Source organism: Bradyrhizobium stylosanthis, assembly GCF_001641335.1.
Taxonomy (GTDB): Bacteria; Pseudomonadota; Alphaproteobacteria; order Rhizobiales; family Xanthobacteraceae; genus Bradyrhizobium; species Bradyrhizobium stylosanthis.
In genome coordinates this window covers 412830-429284 of record NZ_LVEM01000001.1, presented here as the reverse complement: position 1 = coordinate 429284, position 16455 = coordinate 412830, and the positions used below count along the sequence as shown (strand labels likewise).

The window sequence follows — 16455 nt, the reverse complement described above, 5'->3', positions numbered from 1 at the left end:
CGTCCTTCGAGACGACCGCTTCGCGGTCTCCTCAGGATGAGGCTAAGCGGCATTCTAGGCCGATGAAACTGCAGCCCCGCACGCCGTCCTCATCCTGAGGAGCCCGCAAAGCGGGCGTCCCGAAGGATGGCCGCGGCGAAGCCAAGGGCAACCGCTTCCCCTCACATCATCGCGATGCAGTCGATCTCGACGTCGAAGGGGCCGAACCATTCCGGCGTCACGACGAAGATCCGCGCCGGCGGATCGACAGGGAAGTAGCGGGCATAGACCGTGTTGAACGTGGCGAAGTGTTTCGTCGAGGTACAGTAGACGTTGCACTTCATGACATTGTCGAACGAGGCGCCGGCCGCCTGAAGGCACAGCTTCATCTGCTCCATGATGATCTCGCTCTGCCGCTCGATTGCCATCCCGCCGATCTCGCCCGTATCAGGGTCGAACGGCGGCAGGCCCGCGACGAAGATCATGTTGCCGGCGCGCGTCACCGGCGAGGTCGGCGCCTTCACGCGATCGAGAAAGGACGAGATCGGTTCGACGCGGATCGCTTCGCGTTTCATGTGGCACCTTCAGTTCGAGCGAGACTGAGGCCTGACTACATTATCATGCAGCCGGCATGTTTCGCTTCTGCTCGAACTGTGGTGGTGGCGGGCTCAGGCCCGCTGCGGCATCTCCTCGGCCTCTTCCTTGGCGAGCAGCAGCAGCATCTCGATGCCCATCTCGCCTTCCTGCGGCGAGCGGATGAACTTTATTTCGTCGGCGCTTTGCCGCAGCGCGGCAATGATGGCAACGGCCTGATTGGCGGTCGCCGCCTCGGTTGCCAGAATGGACTTCTGGTTCTTGGACTGAAACCCGATCGTGTAGGACATTCATTCCCTCCCGGCTCACGTGGAGAGATCGAATCAGAGTCGCGCGCGAAGTGGAAGCCTGTGCGACTACGGACAGGGTTTATCTGGGGATTGCGCGCAAGCTCCAGACAAGGCCGCGCCAGCGTCACGTTGTGGTCACCGGTCCATGCGCTATGATCCGGTGCCGCGCAGCGTCATGCCAGTCCCAGAATGGCACGCGCATCCTCGGCGCTCGCAACACTCGCCCCAAGACTCTTTAGAATGCCCGCGGCATGCGCGACCAGTTCCGCATTGGTCTTCGCCAGCACGCCCTTGGACATATAGAGATTGTCCTCCATGCCGACGCGGACATGGCCGCCGAGCAGCCAGGCCTGCGCCACCATCGGGAACTCGGCGCGGCCGATGCCGAAGCCGGACCAGATCGCGCCCGGCGGCAGCAGGCTGCGGGCGTAGAACATCGTCTCTGATGTCGCCGAGAAGCCGTACTTCACCCCGAGCACGAGCGAGAACAGGCCCGGCCCCTTCAGCGAACCGTCGGCCAGCATGTCACGCGCCAGATGGCAGTCGCCGGAATCGAACAGCTCGATCTCCGGCAGCACGCCGGCCGCCTTCATCCGCTCGGCCATGATGCGGACGTTGCGCGGCGTGTTGATCACGACCTCGCCGCCGGAATTCATGGTGTTGAGGTCGAGCGTGCAGATGTCGGGCTTGATCAGCTCGACATGCGCGACGCGCTTTTCGGGCTGCAGCAGCGTGGTGCCGGGGCCGGCGACGCGGGGATCCTCGTGCGAGGGAACAAAGCGTCCGCCGGGGCCGGTCGTCAGGTTGATCACGAGGCTCTTGTTGCGGGCGCGGATGCGGTCCACGACATCGCGATAGAGCTCGATCTCCATCGACGGCCGCCCCGTCGCGGGATCGCGCACGTGGATGTGGGCGATAGCAGCGCCGGCCTCGGCCGCCTCCAGCGCGGAGGTCGCGATCTGCTCGGGCGTGATGGGCAGATACGGCGACTGCTCGGGTTTTGTGAGATTGCCCGTGATGGCGCAGGTGATGATGGTCTTGCCGGTGGTCATCTGAGTTGCCTCTGCCCGTCTATCTCAACCCGATCGCTGCCGTCTTCCCTTCTCTCCTCGCGGGAGAAGGTGGCATAGGCGGCCTCCGGCCGCCGTTCTTAAGAACGCCGAAGCAAAGCTTCGGCTATGGCGCCGGATGAGGGGTATCTATCACCAAGCTCAAGCGAAAGTTGGGCTCGCGGAGAGATACCCCTCACACCCGTCTCACCGCTGCGCGGCGATCCACCCTCTCCCACAAGGGGAGAGGGAAAGAAAGCTCGCGCGCCGCTCCGCTAAGCCTAGATAATCCCCTGCTTCCTCAGGTCCTCGATCTTGCCGGCGTCGTAGCCGAGCTTGCCACCGAGCACCTCCTGGGTGTGCTCGCCCAGCAGCGGCGGGGCGCGGTAGGTCTTGATCGGGGTCTCCGAGAAGGTCAGCGCGTTGCGGATCAGCGACAGCTCGGGCTCGAACTTGTGCTCGGTCTTCACCCGCATGCCGCGCGACTGGACGTGCGGATCGGAGAACACCTGCTCGAAATTGTTGATCGGGCCCGAGGGCACGCCGGCCTCCTCCAGCCTGTCCAGCCAGTAGGCCACCGGCTGCTTCAGGAACAGCCCGGCGAAGATCGCCATGATCTCCTTGCCGTGCGTGACGCGGTCGTTGTTCTTGACGAAGCGCGGATCGCTGGCGAGCTCGGGCTCGCCGAGCACGGCGCAGGTCTTCCGGAACTGGCCGTCATTGCCGACCACCAGCATCAGCTCGCCGTCGGTGCAGCGGAACACGCCGGCCGGCATGCCGCCATTGCCCCAGGTGCCGCGGCGCGGCGGGGTCTTGCCGTTGACGAGGTAGATCTGCAGCCAGTGCGACAGCGAGGCGATGACGGTGTCGAACAGGCAGACGTCGATGTGCTGGCCCTGCCCCTCATTGGCGTCGCGATGGTAGAGCGCGGAGAGAATGCCGATCGAGGTGTTCATGCCGGTCATGTAGTCGACGATGGACGGGCCGACCTTCATCGGCCCCTCGCCGGGCTCGCCGTCCATATGGCCGGTGACGCTCATCAGGCCGCCCATCGCCTGCAGGATGGCGTCATAGCCGGCGCGCGGCGCGTACGGGCCGGTCTGGCCGAAGCCAGTGACCGAGCAATAGATGATGCCGGGGTTGATCGCCTTGATCGTCTCGTAGTCGAGGCCGTAGCGCTTGAGGTCGCCGACCTTGTAGTTCTCCATGAAGACGTCGACGTCCTTGGCAAGCTCCCGGATGATCGCCTGCCCCTCGGGCTTGGCGATGTTGACGGTCACCGACTTCTTGTTGCGGTTGGCGCAGAGGTAGAACGAATTGTTGTTGTTTGCCTTGCCCTCGGGGTCGGTCAGGTAAGGCGGGCCGAAGGCGCGCGCGTCGTCGCCGGTGCCCGGCCGCTCGATCTTGATGACCTCCGCACCCATGTCGCCCAGCATCTGGGCGGACAAAGGCCCGGCAAGCACGCGGGTGAGGTCAAGGATCTTGATGCCTGAGAGCGGCAAGGCCGACATGTCGAATTCCTCCGGGAACTGGATCTTAGAGCTGATCTTGGCGCGGCGGCGAGATCGCGGGCCGCGCTCCCTGCGGATACACCATTTTCGGGCCCCGAGCACTGCACTGCGGACATACGGCCATCCCTGCCCCGGCGCAGGAGCGGCCGTGCCGCGAATTTCCGTGCCGCGAATATCGCCTCAGGTCGCGGCCGCCGCAGCCACATGCGGCCGCCGCCGGCCGAGCAGGACCAGGATCAGCACCGTGGCGCAGGAGAACACGAAGGTGAGACCCAGCGCCCCGCGGCTGCCGAACTGGGTGAGCAGGCCGACGAGGAGCGGCGGCGAGATAGCGGACGCCAGATTGAGCGGCAGCGCGATCATCGACATCGCCTTGGCGAACTCGGCCTGGTCGTAGAACACGAGCGGAATCGTCGCCCGCGCCACCGCCATCGCGCCGCTGCCGGCGCCATAGATCAGGATGAACGCCGCAACCGCCCAGGTCGCGCCCTCGCTCGTCATCAACAGCAGCATGGCGACCGGCAGCGCGGTGCCGGCCACCAGCCCGGTCGTGATCCCGTCCCACCGGCCGCCGCCGAGGAGGTCGAGCCCGCGGGCGCTGACCTGGATCACGCCCAGCATCGAGCCGAACGCAAGCGCCTGCGCCGGCGCAAGGCCCTCCGCCCGCAGCAGCTCGATCAGGATCGCGCTGATGCCGAAATTGACGAAGGCGTTCATCGTGATCACGCAGACGACGAGACCGAAGGTGCTTCTCGGAATCGCAGGCGGCGGCGCGGCCGTGACCGGCCCGCCGCCTTCGCCGGTCGCAATTTTCCGGCGCGGAACGAGGAACGCGTAGAGCGGGAGATTGATGAGGAGCATCATGGCCGCGTAGACGAGACAGGTGCCGCGCCAGCCGACATGACCGCTCAGGAACGAGGTGGTCGGCCAGAAGATGCTGCTGGACAGGCCCGTCACCAGCATCAGCCCGCCGATGGCGTTCTTGGCCCCTCGCCCGGCAACCTCGTTGAGCATGATGTAGGCACCGGTCGACAACGTGGCGCTGCCGCCCATGCCGAGAATGACCCAGCCGGCGAAATAGAGCATCGGCTCACGCGCGAAGAACAGGACGATGTAGCCCGGCGCGGAGACGACCGTGCCCACCATCATCACCTTGCGCGCGCCGTGCCGCGCAAAGGCCTTGGCGAGCCATGGGGCGCACAGCCCCATCGTGACGTAAAGCACCGAACTGCCCGCGAACACCGCCGGCAGGCTCATGCCGAGGCCATCGGCAAGCTCGCGACCGACCACGGCCGGAAGACCTATTGTGCCCCACCCGATCAATTGGGTGATCGCGAGAACCAGCAGGACGCCGATGAGCCTGCCGTCGGTTTTCAAGAATCGCATTCCAAACGTCGCCTGCCCCGCAGGCGCCGATCACGCCCGAGGTACCCGTCTTACCCGCAGACTCGGCGCGCGGGAACGCCGGCCGCCGAATGGCAGTCGGCAGCCGGAAGCATGTCAGGAGGAGGCAGCAGCCTCTATGCCGCCAAACCGAGCAGGGATCGCGCCTCGGCCGCGGTCGCCACGCGCCGGCCGTGGCGCGCGACCGCCTCGCAGGCGACGGACACCAGCTCGGCATTGCTGGCGGCAAGGCGCGTCTTGTCGATCCGGATATTGTCCTCGAGCCCCGTCCGCACCGCGTCGGCGCCGCGCGCGAGCGCCCAGCCCATCACCTCGGCCTGGTGGCGTCCGATCCCGGCGGCGGTCCAGGTCGCCTTCGGGATCAGCCGCCGCAATTCGCCCAGCAGGATGTCGAGCACATGCTCGTCCGCCGGCATCGCGTTCTTGACGCCCATGACGAACTGCACGTGCGGACGCTGGTCCATCAGCCCCGCCTCGATCAGGCGGCGCGCGCCGTGCAGATGCGACAGATCGAAGATCTCGATTTCCGGCCGGATGCCGTTCGTCTTCATGCCTATGGCGAGCGAGTCAACGAGGGCGGCGCTGTTCTCGTAGACGATGGTCGGAAAGTTCACCGAGCCCGTGGACAGCGAAGCCATGTCCGGCTTCAGATAGAGGGACGATCCGCGCGCCGAGGGATCGCGCCCTCGCCCGCCGGTCGAGAACTGAACGATCATCCGAGGGCAATGCTTTTTGATGCCCTGCTGCACCAGGGCAAAGCGCTCGGGATCGGAGGACGGCGTCTCGTCGTCGTTGCGAACATGGATATGGGCGAGCGTGGCGCCGGCCTCGAAGGCCTGATGCGTCGATTCAATCTGTTCGGACGGCAGGATCGGCACCGCCGGGTTGTCCTTCTTGCGCGGAACGGAGCCGGTGATGGCGACGGCAACGACGACGGGGTTCATCTTGAGACCTCATGAGGATCGCGCTCGCGCGCACAAAGCCGGATAGACACATAACGCCTGAAGCCCTGCCGCTGCAAACATCGACGTTCGCAGCGGCATGGCCTCGTCACGTTGCCGTCAGGTCGGAATGGCGGCCGCGCCGCTTGCGGCCTCCTCGCGCCGCCGCTCGTAGTCGGCGCGCGGCATCGGCACGGCCTTGGGATTGCCGAGATCGTCGATGCTGATCCGGTAGGTCTCCCGGGCCGTGACGGCGGCCAGCGCGGCGATGACCGTGATGCCGAAGGCGATCGCGCCCACCGTCAGGGGAATGTTGGCCGAGCCGGGAGGCGCCACTGTCGCGAACAGCGCCGGGAGCAATGCGGTGATGGTGGTGCCGATGTTCTGCGAGATCGCCATCGCCGACACGCGGGTGCGGGTCGGAAACAGCTCCGGATAGAAGCTCGGGAAGATCGCGTTGTAGCCCTGATAGACCACGCCCCACATCAGCAGCGAGAGCAAGATTGCCAGCGGCACGTTCCTGATGCTGATGGCGTAGAGATAGCCGAAGGCGAGCAGACCGGAGAGCAGCGCGCCCACGATGATCGGAGGCTTGCGGCCGACCTTGTCGGAGAGATGGCCGACGAAGGGAATGACGAACACGGCCAGCATGTTTCCGAGCACGGGGATCCAGAGATAGACGTCCTTGGCAAAGCCGATGCCATAGGCCGGCTGCACCGCGTAGGCCGCACCGAAGATGGTCGCGACGACGGGGATGACGTTCATCAGCGCCATGCAGATGACCCTGAGCATGTCGCGCCAGCTCAGCTTGATGGCCTGGACGATCGGCGCCCGCGGCGTCTCGCCCCGCTCGCCCTCGCGGGCGAAGGCCGGAGTCTCGTCGACCTCGCGGCGTATGATGTAGCCGGCGACGATGACGAAGAAGCTGAGCAGGAAGGGGATGCGCCAGCCCCAGCTGTTGAAGGCCTCGGTCGGCATGTAGGCCGCCAGCGGCAGAAAGACCGCGGCTGCCAGAATTTGTCCGGCCTGCACACCCTGGAGTGCAAAGCTCGCGTAGAAGCCGCGCCGGCCGAACGGCGCATGCTCCAGGATCATCGAGCTCGCGCCGGAGATTTCACCGGCAACGGCAAATCCCTGCACGAGGCGCAGGATGACGAGGAGGATCGGCGCGAGGATGCCGACCTGATGATAGGTCGGCAGCAGGCCCACCGCCATGGTCGAAATGCCCATCAGAAACATGCAGACGATGAGAACGGTCTTACGGCCGTGGGTGTCGCCCCAATGCCCGAGCACGAAGGCGCCGATGGGACGCGCCACATAACCGACGCCATAGGTCGCCAGCGATGCGACGATCGCGACGGTGGGGTTTTCGGACGGAAAGAAGATTTGCGGGAAGATCAGCGAGGCGGCAGTCGCGTAGATGAAGAAGTCATAATATTCGAGAGCCGAACCGATCCAGCCGCTGGCGGCAGCCTTCCGGGACTGACTCATCTGATGGGTCGCGGTCATCTGAAAATTCCTCCACTGCGTTTTTCTCTGACGTCCCGTTGGCGGGCTTCTTGGGGAATTTGGACAGCACTCTCCTAGCGCTCTGCGGATGTCCGCGAGCGCTGGTCACTGCCGATGGGTGTCTGATTGACTGCGACAATAGGCTATCGCCGGGGTAACACAATTACCCTGTTATGCGATAAACCTAACATGATGTTATCTGGGCCTTGGGCCCAAAAATCTGCCGGGCGGAGGTGTGCAGAGGTTCGCGGTGCACCAATATCGGCCGAATGCTGTGCGCAGCCAAATGGCGCGAAGGGCCAATTGCAGACACCTCCGCCAAAGCGAGCCATCTCCGCAATGATCGTGCTAACCTTTGGATCGCCGTACATCAGGAGGAAATCGTGAGTCGAATAGTAGCGCGTCGCACGGTGCTTACGACCGCTTGTTCGATTGCTATCGTCGCTCTGGCAAATGCCGATTCATCGCGGCCATGGCGCATCGGGTTGGTTACCTCAGGCTCGGGCGAGCGGATAATCGGATGGTTCAGAGAAGCGTTCAGGTCGATGGGATACCGAGAAGGACGCGACCTCATCATTGATCTGCGGGAGGCGAAAGGTCACTACTCTCTGCTGCCCGATCTAGTTTCGGAGCTCATCGCTCTGAAGCCGGACGTTATCATTGCTGAAGCGACACCTGCGATCGCAGCAGCACAACGAGCAACCTCGACAATTCCGATTGTTATGTCGCCAGCTACCGATCCTGTCGGCTCAGGCTTCGTCAAGAGTTTTACCAGACCAGGTGGCAACATAACCGGCACAGCCAATATGTTCGCCGATCTAACGGCCAAGACGCTGGACATTATTCGCCTGCTGTTTCCCAAGGTGCAGAAGATCGGCATACTCACCTCAAACAACCCCGTGCACCCGGCTATGGCACAAACTGCAACCAAGGCCGCAGAAGCCGTCGGCATTTCGGTGCAACGTTTCATTGCGCCGAATCCGGAAGACCTTGAAAAGGCGTTCATCGACATGAAAGCGGCGGATTGCGAGGTCGTTTATGTCCTTGCAGATCCGCCGCGCGATGCGTTGCCATCAATCGCCCTGAAGTATCGGCTGCCCACGGTATATCAGATCGACACTTACCCAGACCGCGGCGGGTTGATGGCTTATGGGCCAGACCTCAAGGCCCTCTTTCGACTTGCGGCCAACTATGTGGATCGCATCCTGAAAGGCGCGAAACCAGCGGACTTGCCGGTTGAGCAGCCAACGAAGTTTGCGTTCGTGATCAATCTCCGCACGGCCAAAGCATTGGGGCTGACTGTCCCGGAACAAGTGCTTCTGATGGCGGATCGAGTGATTGAGTAGAGATCGCCTTTACGAGAAATGAAGGTTGGACCAAGTCCGCGTTGGGTCATAAGCCGAAGGTCGGGTCAGATGCGGACGAACGGCCGTGCGAAGACATGAGGTTGTCTCGGACGGCAAGTGACCGCTCCGGGTCAATTCACGACTGGGGCCAGCCAGTAGCAGGTCCAGTCACGGCCGCTTTGCCACGGGATCTGAAGTAGAGCCAGATCAGGAACGACATTGGCGACGGACCATGCGGTCGCTTAAGGCGTGATTGACGCGCCGAACCGGAGCCTCGAACGATGCGTCACGAACACAGTCACCGCGACATCACTCCGGTGGATTGAACGTCCGCACGAAATACACGGGCTCCTTGCCCTTCTTCAGGCGATAGAGCTGCGCCCGCACGGTTGCGGCCGCGCCGCATCCTTGCCACCGGCTCGATCATGTCGGCCGACAGGATACGCGTCCGGAAGGCGCTCTTCTCGAGCGGGCGATCGAGCACGATCTCGTAGACGCGCTGCAGGTCCGGCAGCGTGAATTCCGCCGGCATGAGAGATGCCGTCAAGACCTGATGAATGATAGCAGGTCGGGGTTGAGGACATCCGCATGCGTGGTCAGCATGCCATGGGGGTAGCCGGGATAGGTCTTCAACGACCCGTTCTTGAGCAAGTTGACTGCACGCGGCACGGAGCTTCCGAACGGGACGACTTGATCAGCCTCGCCATGCATCACCAGCACCGGCACGGTGATCTTCTTGAGGTCTTCAGTATAATCTTCGAGCCAGGAGGCGACAGTCGCGTGGTGAGCGAGAGCACCGCCGGCCATGCCTTGGCGCCACCAGTTCGCAATGATTGCCTCCGAAGGCTTGGCCCCATCGAGGTTGTACCCGTAGAACGGATTCTCAGGGACGAAACGGTAAAATTCCGACCGGTTGCCCAGCACGCCTGCTCGGATCGCTGCGAACCACTCCGGCGGTTGACCGGACGCGTTGGTCTCGCTCCGGTACATGTTCGGCGTCAGTGAAGCGACCAGGACCGCCTTCGCGACGCGCTCCTGGTGGCGAGCGACATAGCGAGCCACCTCACCGCCACCTGTCGAGTGCCCGATGTGGATCGCGTCGCGCAGGTTGAGGTGTTCAGTCAGGGCCGCGAGGTCCGCAACCCAACGGTCCATGTCGTTGCCGGTGCTCGGCTGGTCGGACCGGCCATGGCCGCGCCGGTCGTGGGCGATCACCCGATACCCGTGATGAAGGAAGAACATCATCTGGGCATCCCAGTCGTCCGCTGACAGCGGCCAACCGTGGCTGAAGACGATCGGCTGACCTGATCCCCAATCCTTGTAGAAGATGTTTATACCGTCGTTGGTCGTGATCGTGGACATCGAGTCGCCCCCATCTGCGCTGTCAGACGTTTTGTTGAAAGGACAAGCGATTAATTGATCCATTGCCCACGCGTTATTCAATTTCGCGGGCAGAGTTTTAGAATTTCGGGATCACTTTGCCGAAGCAACGTCGCGGCTACAACCTCAGCGTGATGATGGTGGAAGGACACAGCTACGTCTTTCGAAAAAGCCCGAAGTAGAAGCCTGACCGGTCGGGTCTCTCACTGTCAGGTTTCCCTCGCTGCACCAATCGATGCGACTGCCCGAGATGGATCAATTCACGACTGGAGCCAGCCAGCAGCAGGTCCAGTCACGGCCGCTTTGCCCCAAAAGCCGAAGTGAAGTCAGATCAGGAGCGACATCAGCGACGGACCATTGGTGCAGCCGCCCCAAGACGTGATTCAAGCGCCGAACCGGAGCCTCGGATCATGCGTCACGAACTCGGTCGCCGCGACATCATTCTGGCGGATTGAACGTCCGCACAAAATACACGGGCTCCCTGCCCTTCTTCAGGCGGTAGAGCTGCGCCGGACGGTTGGGGCCGCGCCGCATCTTTGCGACCGCCTCGATCATGTCGGCCGACAGGATCCGGGTCCGGAACGCACTCTTCTCCAGCGGGCGGTCGAGCACGATCTCGTAAACGCGCTGCAGGTCCGGCAGCGTGAATTCCGCCGGCATCAGATAGGCCGGCAGCGAGGTGTACTCCACCTTGTTGCGCAGGCGCTGGATAGCCGTTGCCAGGATGTCGCCGTGGTCGAAGGCGAGCTTGTCCTTGAGCCGGCCCCCTTGAATCGGACACCAGCGCGCATCGGATGCGAGCGTGCCGGCGTCGTCCGGGATCAGCGCGAAATAGGCGTGCGTGGCCGACCAGCCGCGCGGATCGCGCGTCGCACTGCCCCAGCTCCCGAGCTGCTCGAGATAAGGGCTCGTGACGCCGGTCTTCTCCCTAAGCTTGCGCGCCGCACAGGCCGCGAGATCGCGGTCCTTGGCGACATCGACGAAGCCGCCCGGCAGCGCCCAGGCTTGCGGAAACGGCTCGCCCTCGTCCGCCGGGCGCTGCACCAGCAACACCTGGAGGCTGTCGCCCGAAATCGTGAAAATCACGACGTCGACCGTGGTCAGGGGCCGCGGAAAGTCCAATTGCCCCGACTTTCCAAGGTCTTTGCCAAGGTCTTTGCTTCTGGGCTCACCTGCCATTGCCACCTCCGCTGATCGGCCTTGACACTAGCATAGTTAGTTGTACAGTCCAACTTACTTAGTTGTTCAGACACACTTACTAAGGACCCCACGGAGAAAGCCATGTTTGGCGTCAGGTTCATCAAGGCCCAGCCCACCACCTATCTGATGAAGTATCGCGCCGGCGCTGTCGTCGCCGAGGGCGCCGGTCTGTCCGCGCTCTACTACGCGCCGGTGACCATGCTCGTCGCCGTGCCGATCGGCAGCCGCGACGCCTCCTTCATCTTCCAGCAGATCGCGCGCGACTTTCAGACGCTGACGGTGCAGGGCCACGTCACCTACCGCATCAACGAGCCGAAGAAGGCGGCCGCGATGCTCGACTTCACCCTGAAGGCCGACGGCAGGACCTACGAGACCGACGATCCCGAGAAGCTGCCGCAGCGTATCCTCGGCACGGTCGAGGTCCTCGCCCAGCAGGCGATCAAGGAGCTGACGCTGAAGGACGCGCTGCAGTCCTCCGACCGCATCGCCGACATCATCGCGACAGGCTTGCGGGCGCGCGCCGACATCGCCGCGCTCGGCCTCGAGATCCTCGGCGTGTCCATTCGCGGCATCAAGCCGACGCCCGACACCGCAAAGGCGCTGGAGGCGGAAGCGCGCGAGGCGATCCTGAAGACTGCGGACGAAGCGATCTTCGCCCGGCGCAACTTCGCCGTCGAGCAGGAGCGCGCCATCCGCGAAAGCGAGCTCGACACCGAGATCGCGGTCGAGCAGAAGAAACGGTCGATCCGCGAGACCCAGATGGACGCCGAGGCGAGCGTTGCCGCCAAGCGCAACGAACTGAGGCAGGCCGGCATGGCCGCGGACATCGTGCTGGAAGGCAAGCGCAAGGATTTCGTCGGCCTCAATGCCGAGAACACCCGGACGCTGGCCGACGCAGAGGCCTATCGGGTCGGCGCGCTGATGAAGATCTTCGAGGGCGTCGACACCCGGGTGATCCAGGCGCTCGCCGCATCCGGCATGCAGCCGGGGCAGCTGATCGCGCAAGCCTTCACCGGCATCGCCGAGAAGGCCGAGAAGATCGGCCAGCTCAACGTCTCTCCGGATCTGCTCAGCCAGTTGATGGAGAAGCCGAAGCCCGAGGCCGCCAATGCCCGCCGCCAATGACCGCAAGATCGTGCTGGTGACGCGCCGGACCAGGCTGGAGGACCTGATCGCGCGCTACCTGACGCCGGCGCAGGCGCGGTTCTACGTCGAGCACCTCGGCGCCGACTTCTCCGACTACGAGCGCGAGCACGAGGTCTACCAGGCGCAGCGTCGCACGACGCTGCAGGTGCTGGAGCAATGGGGACGCTATCAGGTCATCGAGCGCGGCTTCCTGCCCAACTTCATCTTCGCGCCCGATGACATCGTGGTTGCGCTCGGTCAGGACGGCGTCGTCGCCAACACGATGAAGTATCTCGACGGCCATCCGCTGATCGGGGTCAATCCGGACCCGACGCGCTTTGACGGCATTCTCCTGCCCTTCGTGCCGGGCGACCTCGCAAAGCTCCTGCCTGATGTCGCCGCCGAGAAGCGTGACAGCCAGGCGGTGACGATGGCGGAGGCGCGGCTCTCCGACGGGCAGGTGCTGCATGCCGTGAACGACCTGTTCGTCGGCGCACGCACGCACGTCTCCGCGGTCTACGAGATCGCTGCCGGCGGGATGACGGAGCGGCAGTCCTCGAGCGGGCTGATCGTCTCGACCGGGCTCGGCTCGACCGCCTGGTTCAAGAGCATCGTCACCGGCTCGCTCGCGATCGCCGGCAGTTTCGGCCAGCCCTCGCCGGCCAGCTACGACGCCCTGCCCTGGGACGCAGCCGAGCTGCGCTTCGCCGTGCGCGAACCCTTCCCGAGCCGCCACTCGCAGACCAATCTCGTCTGCGGACGGCTGGCGTCCGAGGATCAATTGCGCATCCGGTCCCTGATGGCGGAAAACGGCGTCATCTTCAGCGACGGCGTCGAGGCCGACCGCCTCGACTTCAACGCGGGCGCCGAGGTCACGATCGGAATTGCCGCGCGGCGCGGGCGGCTGATCGTGTGATCGCGCTAGATGCCGAGCGCGTTCTCGCCGGCTTCGCGGCCGGGCACGCTGACATGGACCTCGTGGCCCTCGCGCAGGGCCAGCGACGCCGCAGCCACCGCCGACTCGAAGGCGGCCTCCTTGGTGGCATATCGGCTCTTGACGTCGCCGTCGTGCAGCACGCCCCATTCGTCCTGCACCGGCACGATCGCGTATTGAGCAAGGCCCATGGTCTTCTCCTCCAGCTCTCTCGAATTCACGCTCTATCGCTGGCGCACACGATCGGAATCGGCACCAGCATCGGATGAATCAGATGGCCCGCGATTTGCGCGGTGGAGCGCACGCGCACAGCTTCCTGCACGGTTGGCCTCGTGTGGCTTTCGCCTGACCCGACCGGCCAACTCGCGCTTGTGGCGAAGGTTCCTACCTCTGCGCGGCCCCGGGCGCCTCGACCTGATACGCCGCATATGCACGCTTCAAGCCGTCGTGAAGCGAGGTCGTCGCGCGCCAGCCGAGCTTTGCCAGGCGGCTGACGTCGAGCAGCTTGCGCGGGGTGCCGTCGGGCCGCGACGTGTCGAAGCTGATCTCGCCACTGTAGCCGACGATGTCGGCGACCACGCGCGCGAACTCGGCGATGGCGATGTCCTCGCCGGTGCCGATGTTGACCAGTTCCGGGCTGGAATAGGTCTTCATCAGGTGCACGCAAGCATCGGCCATGTCGTCGACATAGAGGAACTCGCGCCGCGGCGTGCCGGTGCCCCACACCACGACGTTCTTCGCGCCCGACACCTTGGCTTCATGGAAGCGCCGGATCAGGGCGGCCACGACGTGGCTCATCTCGGGGTGATAATTGTCGCCGGGACCGTAGAGATTGGTCGGCATCACGCTGATGAAGTCGCATCCGTACTGGCTGCGATAGGCCTCGACCATCTTGATGCCCGCGATCTTGGCGATCGCATAGGGCTCGTTGGTCGGCTCCAGCGGGCCGGTCAAGACCGAGTCCTCGCGCAGCGGCTGCGGCGCCAGCTTCGGATAGATGCAGGACGAGCCCAGAAACATCAGCTTCTCGGCGCCATTCTGATGCGCGGCCTGGATCACGTTCGCTGCGATGGCGATGTTGTCGTAGATGAACTCGGCGCGCAGCGTGTCGTTGGCGACGATGCCGCCGACTTTTGCCGCGGCGAGAAAGATCACTTGCGGCCGCACCTTCGCGAACCAGTCGAACACGGCGGCCTGGTTGCAGAGATCGACCTCGCCCCTCGTCACCGTGACGAGCCGGACGTCTTCCCGTTCGAGCCGGCGCACGAGTGCGCCGCCGACCATGCCGCGATGGCCGGCGACGTAGACGCTTTTGCCCTTCAGCTCAAACGGTGCGTTTGCCATCGCCCGCGTCCCGCTTTGCCTCGGCCAGATCGCTCGCCATCATCTCGGCGACGAGCTCGGCAAAGCTCCGCTTCGGCTTCCAGCCGAGGACGTCGCGCGCCTTGCTGGCATCGCCGATCAGGAGATCGACTTCGGTCGGGCGGAAATAGGTCGGATCGACCTTCACGACGGTCTTGCCGCTCGCCTCGTCGATGCCGGTCTCCTCGACGCCCTTGCCGCGCCAGGCGATGCGGCGGCCTACTTCCGCGAACGACAATTCGACCATCTCGCGCACCGAATGCATCTCGCCGGTGGCGAGCACGAAATCATCAGGCTTGTCGGCCTGCAGGATCTTGTGCATGCCCTCGACGTAGTCCCTGGCATGGCCCCAGTCGCGCTTGGCCTCGAGATTGCCGAGATAGAGCGTGTCTTCCAGACCGACCTCGATGCGCGACACGCCGCGCGTGATCTTGCGGGTGACGAAGGTCTCGCCGCGGATCGGGCTCTCGTGGTTGAACAGGATGCCGTTGGAGGCGAACATGCCGTAGGCCTCGCGGTAGTTCACCGTGATCCAGTAGCCGTAGAGCTTGGCGACGCCGTAAGGCGAGCGCGGATAGAACGGCGTCGTCTCCTTCTGCGGGATCTCCTGCACCAGGCCATAGAGCTCGGAGGTCGAGGCCTGGTAGAACCGCGTCTCCTTCTCCATGCCGAGGATGCGGATGGCTTCCAGCAGGCGCAGCACGCCGATCGCATCGGCGTTCGCCGTATATTCCGGGCTCTCGAAGCTGACGGCGACGTGGCTCTGGGCCGCGAGATTGTAGATCTCGGTGGGGCGGATCTGCTGCACCAGACGGATCAGATTGGTCGAATCCGTCATGTCGCCATAGTGCATCAGGAACGGCACGTTGCCGACATGCGGGTCCTGGTAGAGGTGATCGACGCGCGCGGTGTTGAACGAGGACGAGCGCCGCTTGATGCCGTGCACGACATAGCCGAGCGACAGCAGATATTCGGCGAGATAGGCGCCGTCCTGGCCGGTAACGCCGGTGATGAGAGCGATCCGCTCAGACATATGAACCCTTAACTCCCGCTGACCGCGCGGGCAGCCCGCCCCTTCGCGGCAACCCTCGATTTGACGTCCTTCTTTGACAGAACGGCCGCTGCGGTCAACTCTCGGAAATGCCGTGGGGATTTGGAGGGGGTGAAGGGAATCGAGCCCTCGTATTCAGCCTGGCGGGTCAGGGCAATGCAGTCGTTTCAGTGCCCGTTCGGCAAATCGTGTCGAATGCGCGCGCTGAAACGCAATGCTTCCGGTCATGGCGCGCCACGAGCTTCGTTACTGACCCGCTCTGACCCAGGAGGACCGGCTGGCCCCGTTGGCACCGCACCGACCTATGGATTGCCGGGTTTTGTCAGGCGAACTCCCGCTCCGCCGCCATTTTCCGGGATGAACTCGATCCCGCCCCTTTGCAGTGCTGCGACAATGGCTTCCTGGGTCTCGGGACGACCGCCCACGTCACCGTCGTTGGCTTCCAAACGCTTGATGGTGGGCAACGACACTTGAGAGTGCATTGCCAGATCGTCCTGGCTCCAATTCAAGAGAGCACGGGCCGCCTTGATCTGGCGAATTGATACTTTTCGTATTGACACCGCGGGCTCCAAATTGATACTTTTAGTATCACCCAGAAGCGCGACCGATCAACTCCCTCCCGCCCTTTTCAACAAACTCGGGAGATCAAGATGATCCCGTTTGCCCTCGCCCTGAGGCCGCCAGCATGTGCCGCACTTCCTCGGCTCGCTCCCTGGTCAGATTCTCAGCCAGGTCCGTCCCAATCATTGCCGGCCCCCTGCGCTCTCGATCGTAGACCAT

Annotated in this window: 17 protein-coding genes; 3 read left to right on the top strand and 14 right to left on the bottom strand. The window is 63.9% G+C overall.

Annotated features, from left to right (window positions below; translation table 11 throughout):
* Window positions 1–161: 161 nt before the first annotated feature.
* The 7 genes from A7X65_RS02140 to A7X65_RS02110 form a co-directional block, all read right to left on the bottom strand.
* Entirely contained in the window at window positions 162–554 is a 393-nt protein-coding gene (locus A7X65_RS02140) for a RidA family protein (protein ID WP_063682709.1), read from the bottom strand.
* Window positions 555–647: 93 nt separating this feature from the next.
* Complete coding sequence (locus A7X65_RS02135; RefSeq protein ID WP_063682708.1) at window positions 648–863, bottom strand: hypothetical protein; 216 nt, start codon at window positions 861–863, stop codon at window positions 648–650.
* 173 nt (window positions 864–1036) lie between these two features.
* The gene (locus A7X65_RS02130; protein ID WP_063682707.1) at window positions 1037–1915 is read right to left on the bottom strand and encodes a beta-keto acid cleavage family enzyme; all 879 of its coding nucleotides are present in this window, start codon (window positions 1913–1915) and stop codon (window positions 1037–1039) included.
* A gap of 278 nt (window positions 1916–2193) precedes the next feature.
* A complete protein-coding gene (locus tag A7X65_RS02125; protein WP_063682706.1) occupies window positions 2194–3423 on the bottom strand; it encodes a CaiB/BaiF CoA transferase family protein in 1230 nt (409 codons plus the stop codon).
* A 180-nt stretch (window positions 3424–3603) separates the two neighbouring features.
* Window positions 3604–4809 carry an MFS transporter gene (locus tag A7X65_RS02120; RefSeq protein ID WP_063682705.1) on the bottom strand — a complete coding sequence of 402 codons (1206 nt, stop codon included), beginning with the start codon at window positions 4807–4809 and terminating at the stop codon, window positions 3604–3606.
* Between the two features lie 134 nt (window positions 4810–4943).
* Entirely contained in the window at window positions 4944–5771 is an 828-nt protein-coding gene (locus A7X65_RS02115) for a 3-oxoadipate:acetyl-CoA acetyltransferase (protein ID WP_063682704.1), read from the bottom strand.
* Between the two features lie 117 nt (window positions 5772–5888).
* On the bottom strand, window positions 5889–7277 hold the full coding sequence (locus tag A7X65_RS02110) for an MFS transporter (RefSeq protein ID WP_063682703.1): 1389 nt from the start codon (window positions 7275–7277) through the stop codon (window positions 5889–5891).
* Window positions 7278–7660: 383 nt separating this feature from the next.
* Here A7X65_RS02110 and A7X65_RS02105 point away from each other — a divergent pair, with 383 nt between their 5' ends.
* A complete protein-coding gene (locus A7X65_RS02105) occupies window positions 7661–8623 on the top strand; it encodes an ABC transporter substrate-binding protein (protein WP_167358194.1) in 963 nt (320 codons plus the stop codon).
* A gap of 298 nt (window positions 8624–8921) precedes the next feature.
* Here A7X65_RS02105 and A7X65_RS02100 read toward each other — a convergent pair whose 3' ends face one another.
* From A7X65_RS02100 to A7X65_RS02090, 3 genes are all read right to left on the bottom strand, one after another.
* Complete coding sequence (locus A7X65_RS02100; RefSeq protein ID WP_063682702.1) at window positions 8922–9155, bottom strand: NrtR DNA-binding winged helix domain-containing protein; 234 nt, start codon at window positions 9153–9155, stop codon at window positions 8922–8924.
* 11 nt (window positions 9156–9166) lie between these two features.
* Window positions 9167–9985: an alpha/beta fold hydrolase gene (locus A7X65_RS02095; RefSeq protein WP_063684761.1), complete on the bottom strand. Its 819-nt coding sequence runs from the start codon at window positions 9983–9985 to the stop codon at window positions 9167–9169.
* Between the two features lie 456 nt (window positions 9986–10441).
* Window positions 10442–11182, bottom strand: coding sequence for an NUDIX hydrolase (locus A7X65_RS02090; protein WP_063682701.1), 741 nt, complete (start codon window positions 11180–11182; stop codon window positions 10442–10444).
* A 102-nt stretch (window positions 11183–11284) separates the two neighbouring features.
* On the opposite strand from A7X65_RS02090, the gene A7X65_RS02085 reads away from it, so the two are divergent.
* Together A7X65_RS02085 and A7X65_RS02080 are read left to right on the top strand one after the other, a co-directional pair.
* A complete protein-coding gene (locus tag A7X65_RS02085; protein WP_063682700.1) occupies window positions 11285–12328 on the top strand; it encodes an SPFH domain-containing protein in 1044 nt (347 codons plus the stop codon).
* Window positions 12312–13244, top strand: a complete 933-nt coding sequence (locus A7X65_RS02080; protein ID WP_063682699.1) for a diacylglycerol kinase catalytic domain-containing protein — start codon at window positions 12312–12314, stop codon at window positions 13242–13244. The genes A7X65_RS02085 and A7X65_RS02080 overlap by 17 nt, the downstream gene beginning before the upstream one ends.
* 5 nt (window positions 13245–13249) lie before the next feature.
* Here the strand turns inward: A7X65_RS02080 and A7X65_RS02075 are convergent, their stop codons facing one another.
* The 4 genes from A7X65_RS02075 to A7X65_RS02060 all read right to left on the bottom strand — a co-directional run bounded on the left by A7X65_RS02075 (window position 13250) and on the right by A7X65_RS02060 (window position 16235).
* Window positions 13250–13453: a hypothetical protein gene (locus A7X65_RS02075; protein WP_063682698.1), complete on the bottom strand. Its 204-nt coding sequence runs from the start codon at window positions 13451–13453 to the stop codon at window positions 13250–13252.
* A 193-nt stretch (window positions 13454–13646) separates the two neighbouring features.
* Window positions 13647–14606 (bottom strand): GDP-L-fucose synthase, encoded by a 960-nt coding sequence (gene fcl / locus A7X65_RS02070; RefSeq protein WP_063682697.1) that lies wholly within the window; start codon window positions 14604–14606, stop codon window positions 13647–13649.
* Window positions 14587–15657 carry a GDP-mannose 4,6-dehydratase gene (gene gmd, locus A7X65_RS02065; RefSeq protein WP_063682696.1) on the bottom strand — a complete coding sequence of 357 codons (1071 nt, stop codon included), beginning with the start codon at window positions 15655–15657 and terminating at the stop codon, window positions 14587–14589. The genes fcl and gmd overlap by 20 nt, the downstream gene beginning before the upstream one ends.
* 320 nt (window positions 15658–15977) lie before the next feature.
* Complete coding sequence (locus A7X65_RS02060) at window positions 15978–16235, bottom strand: helix-turn-helix domain-containing protein (RefSeq protein ID WP_063684760.1); 258 nt, start codon at window positions 16233–16235, stop codon at window positions 15978–15980.
* Between the last annotated feature and the right edge of the window lie 220 nt (window positions 16236–16455).

Excerpts from the sequence above, each read along its gene's own strand:
- A7X65_RS02140 (WP_063682709.1), bottom strand. The coding sequence starts at position 554 with ATGAAACGCGAAGCGATCCGCGTCGAACCGATCTCGTCCTTTCTCGAT.
- A7X65_RS02135 (WP_063682708.1), bottom strand. The coding sequence starts at position 863 with ATGTCCTACACGATCGGGTTTCAGTCCAAGAACCAGAAGTCCATTCTG.
- A7X65_RS02130 (WP_063682707.1), bottom strand. The coding sequence starts at position 1,915 with ATGACCACCGGCAAGACCATCATCACCTGCGCCATCACGGGCAATCTC.
- A7X65_RS02125 (WP_063682706.1), bottom strand. The coding sequence starts at position 3,423 with ATGTCGGCCTTGCCGCTCTCAGGCATCAAGATCCTTGACCTCACCCGC.
- A7X65_RS02120 (WP_063682705.1), bottom strand. The coding sequence starts at position 4,809 with ATGCGATTCTTGAAAACCGACGGCAGGCTCATCGGCGTCCTGCTGGTT.
- A7X65_RS02115 (WP_063682704.1), bottom strand. The coding sequence starts at position 5,771 with ATGAACCCCGTCGTCGTTGCCGTCGCCATCACCGGCTCCGTTCCGCGC.
- A7X65_RS02110 (WP_063682703.1), bottom strand. The coding sequence starts at position 7,277 with ATGACCGCGACCCATCAGATGAGTCAGTCCCGGAAGGCTGCCGCCAGC.
- A7X65_RS02100 (WP_063682702.1), bottom strand. The coding sequence starts at position 9,155 with ATGCCGGCGGAATTCACGCTGCCGGACCTGCAGCGCGTCTACGAGATC.
- A7X65_RS02095 (WP_063684761.1), bottom strand. The coding sequence starts at position 9,985 with ATGTCCACGATCACGACCAACGACGGTATAAACATCTTCTACAAGGAT.
- A7X65_RS02090 (WP_063682701.1), bottom strand. The coding sequence starts at position 11,182 with ATGGCAGGTGAGCCCAGAAGCAAAGACCTTGGCAAAGACCTTGGAAAG.
- A7X65_RS02085 (WP_063682700.1), top strand. The coding sequence starts at position 11,285 with ATGTTTGGCGTCAGGTTCATCAAGGCCCAGCCCACCACCTATCTGATG.
- A7X65_RS02080 (WP_063682699.1), top strand. The coding sequence starts at position 12,312 with ATGCCCGCCGCCAATGACCGCAAGATCGTGCTGGTGACGCGCCGGACC.
- A7X65_RS02075 (WP_063682698.1), bottom strand. The coding sequence starts at position 13,453 with ATGGGCCTTGCTCAATACGCGATCGTGCCGGTGCAGGACGAATGGGGC.
- fcl (WP_063682697.1), bottom strand. The coding sequence starts at position 14,606 with ATGGCAAACGCACCGTTTGAGCTGAAGGGCAAAAGCGTCTACGTCGCC.
- gmd (WP_063682696.1), bottom strand. The coding sequence starts at position 15,657 with ATGTCTGAGCGGATCGCTCTCATCACCGGCGTTACCGGCCAGGACGGC.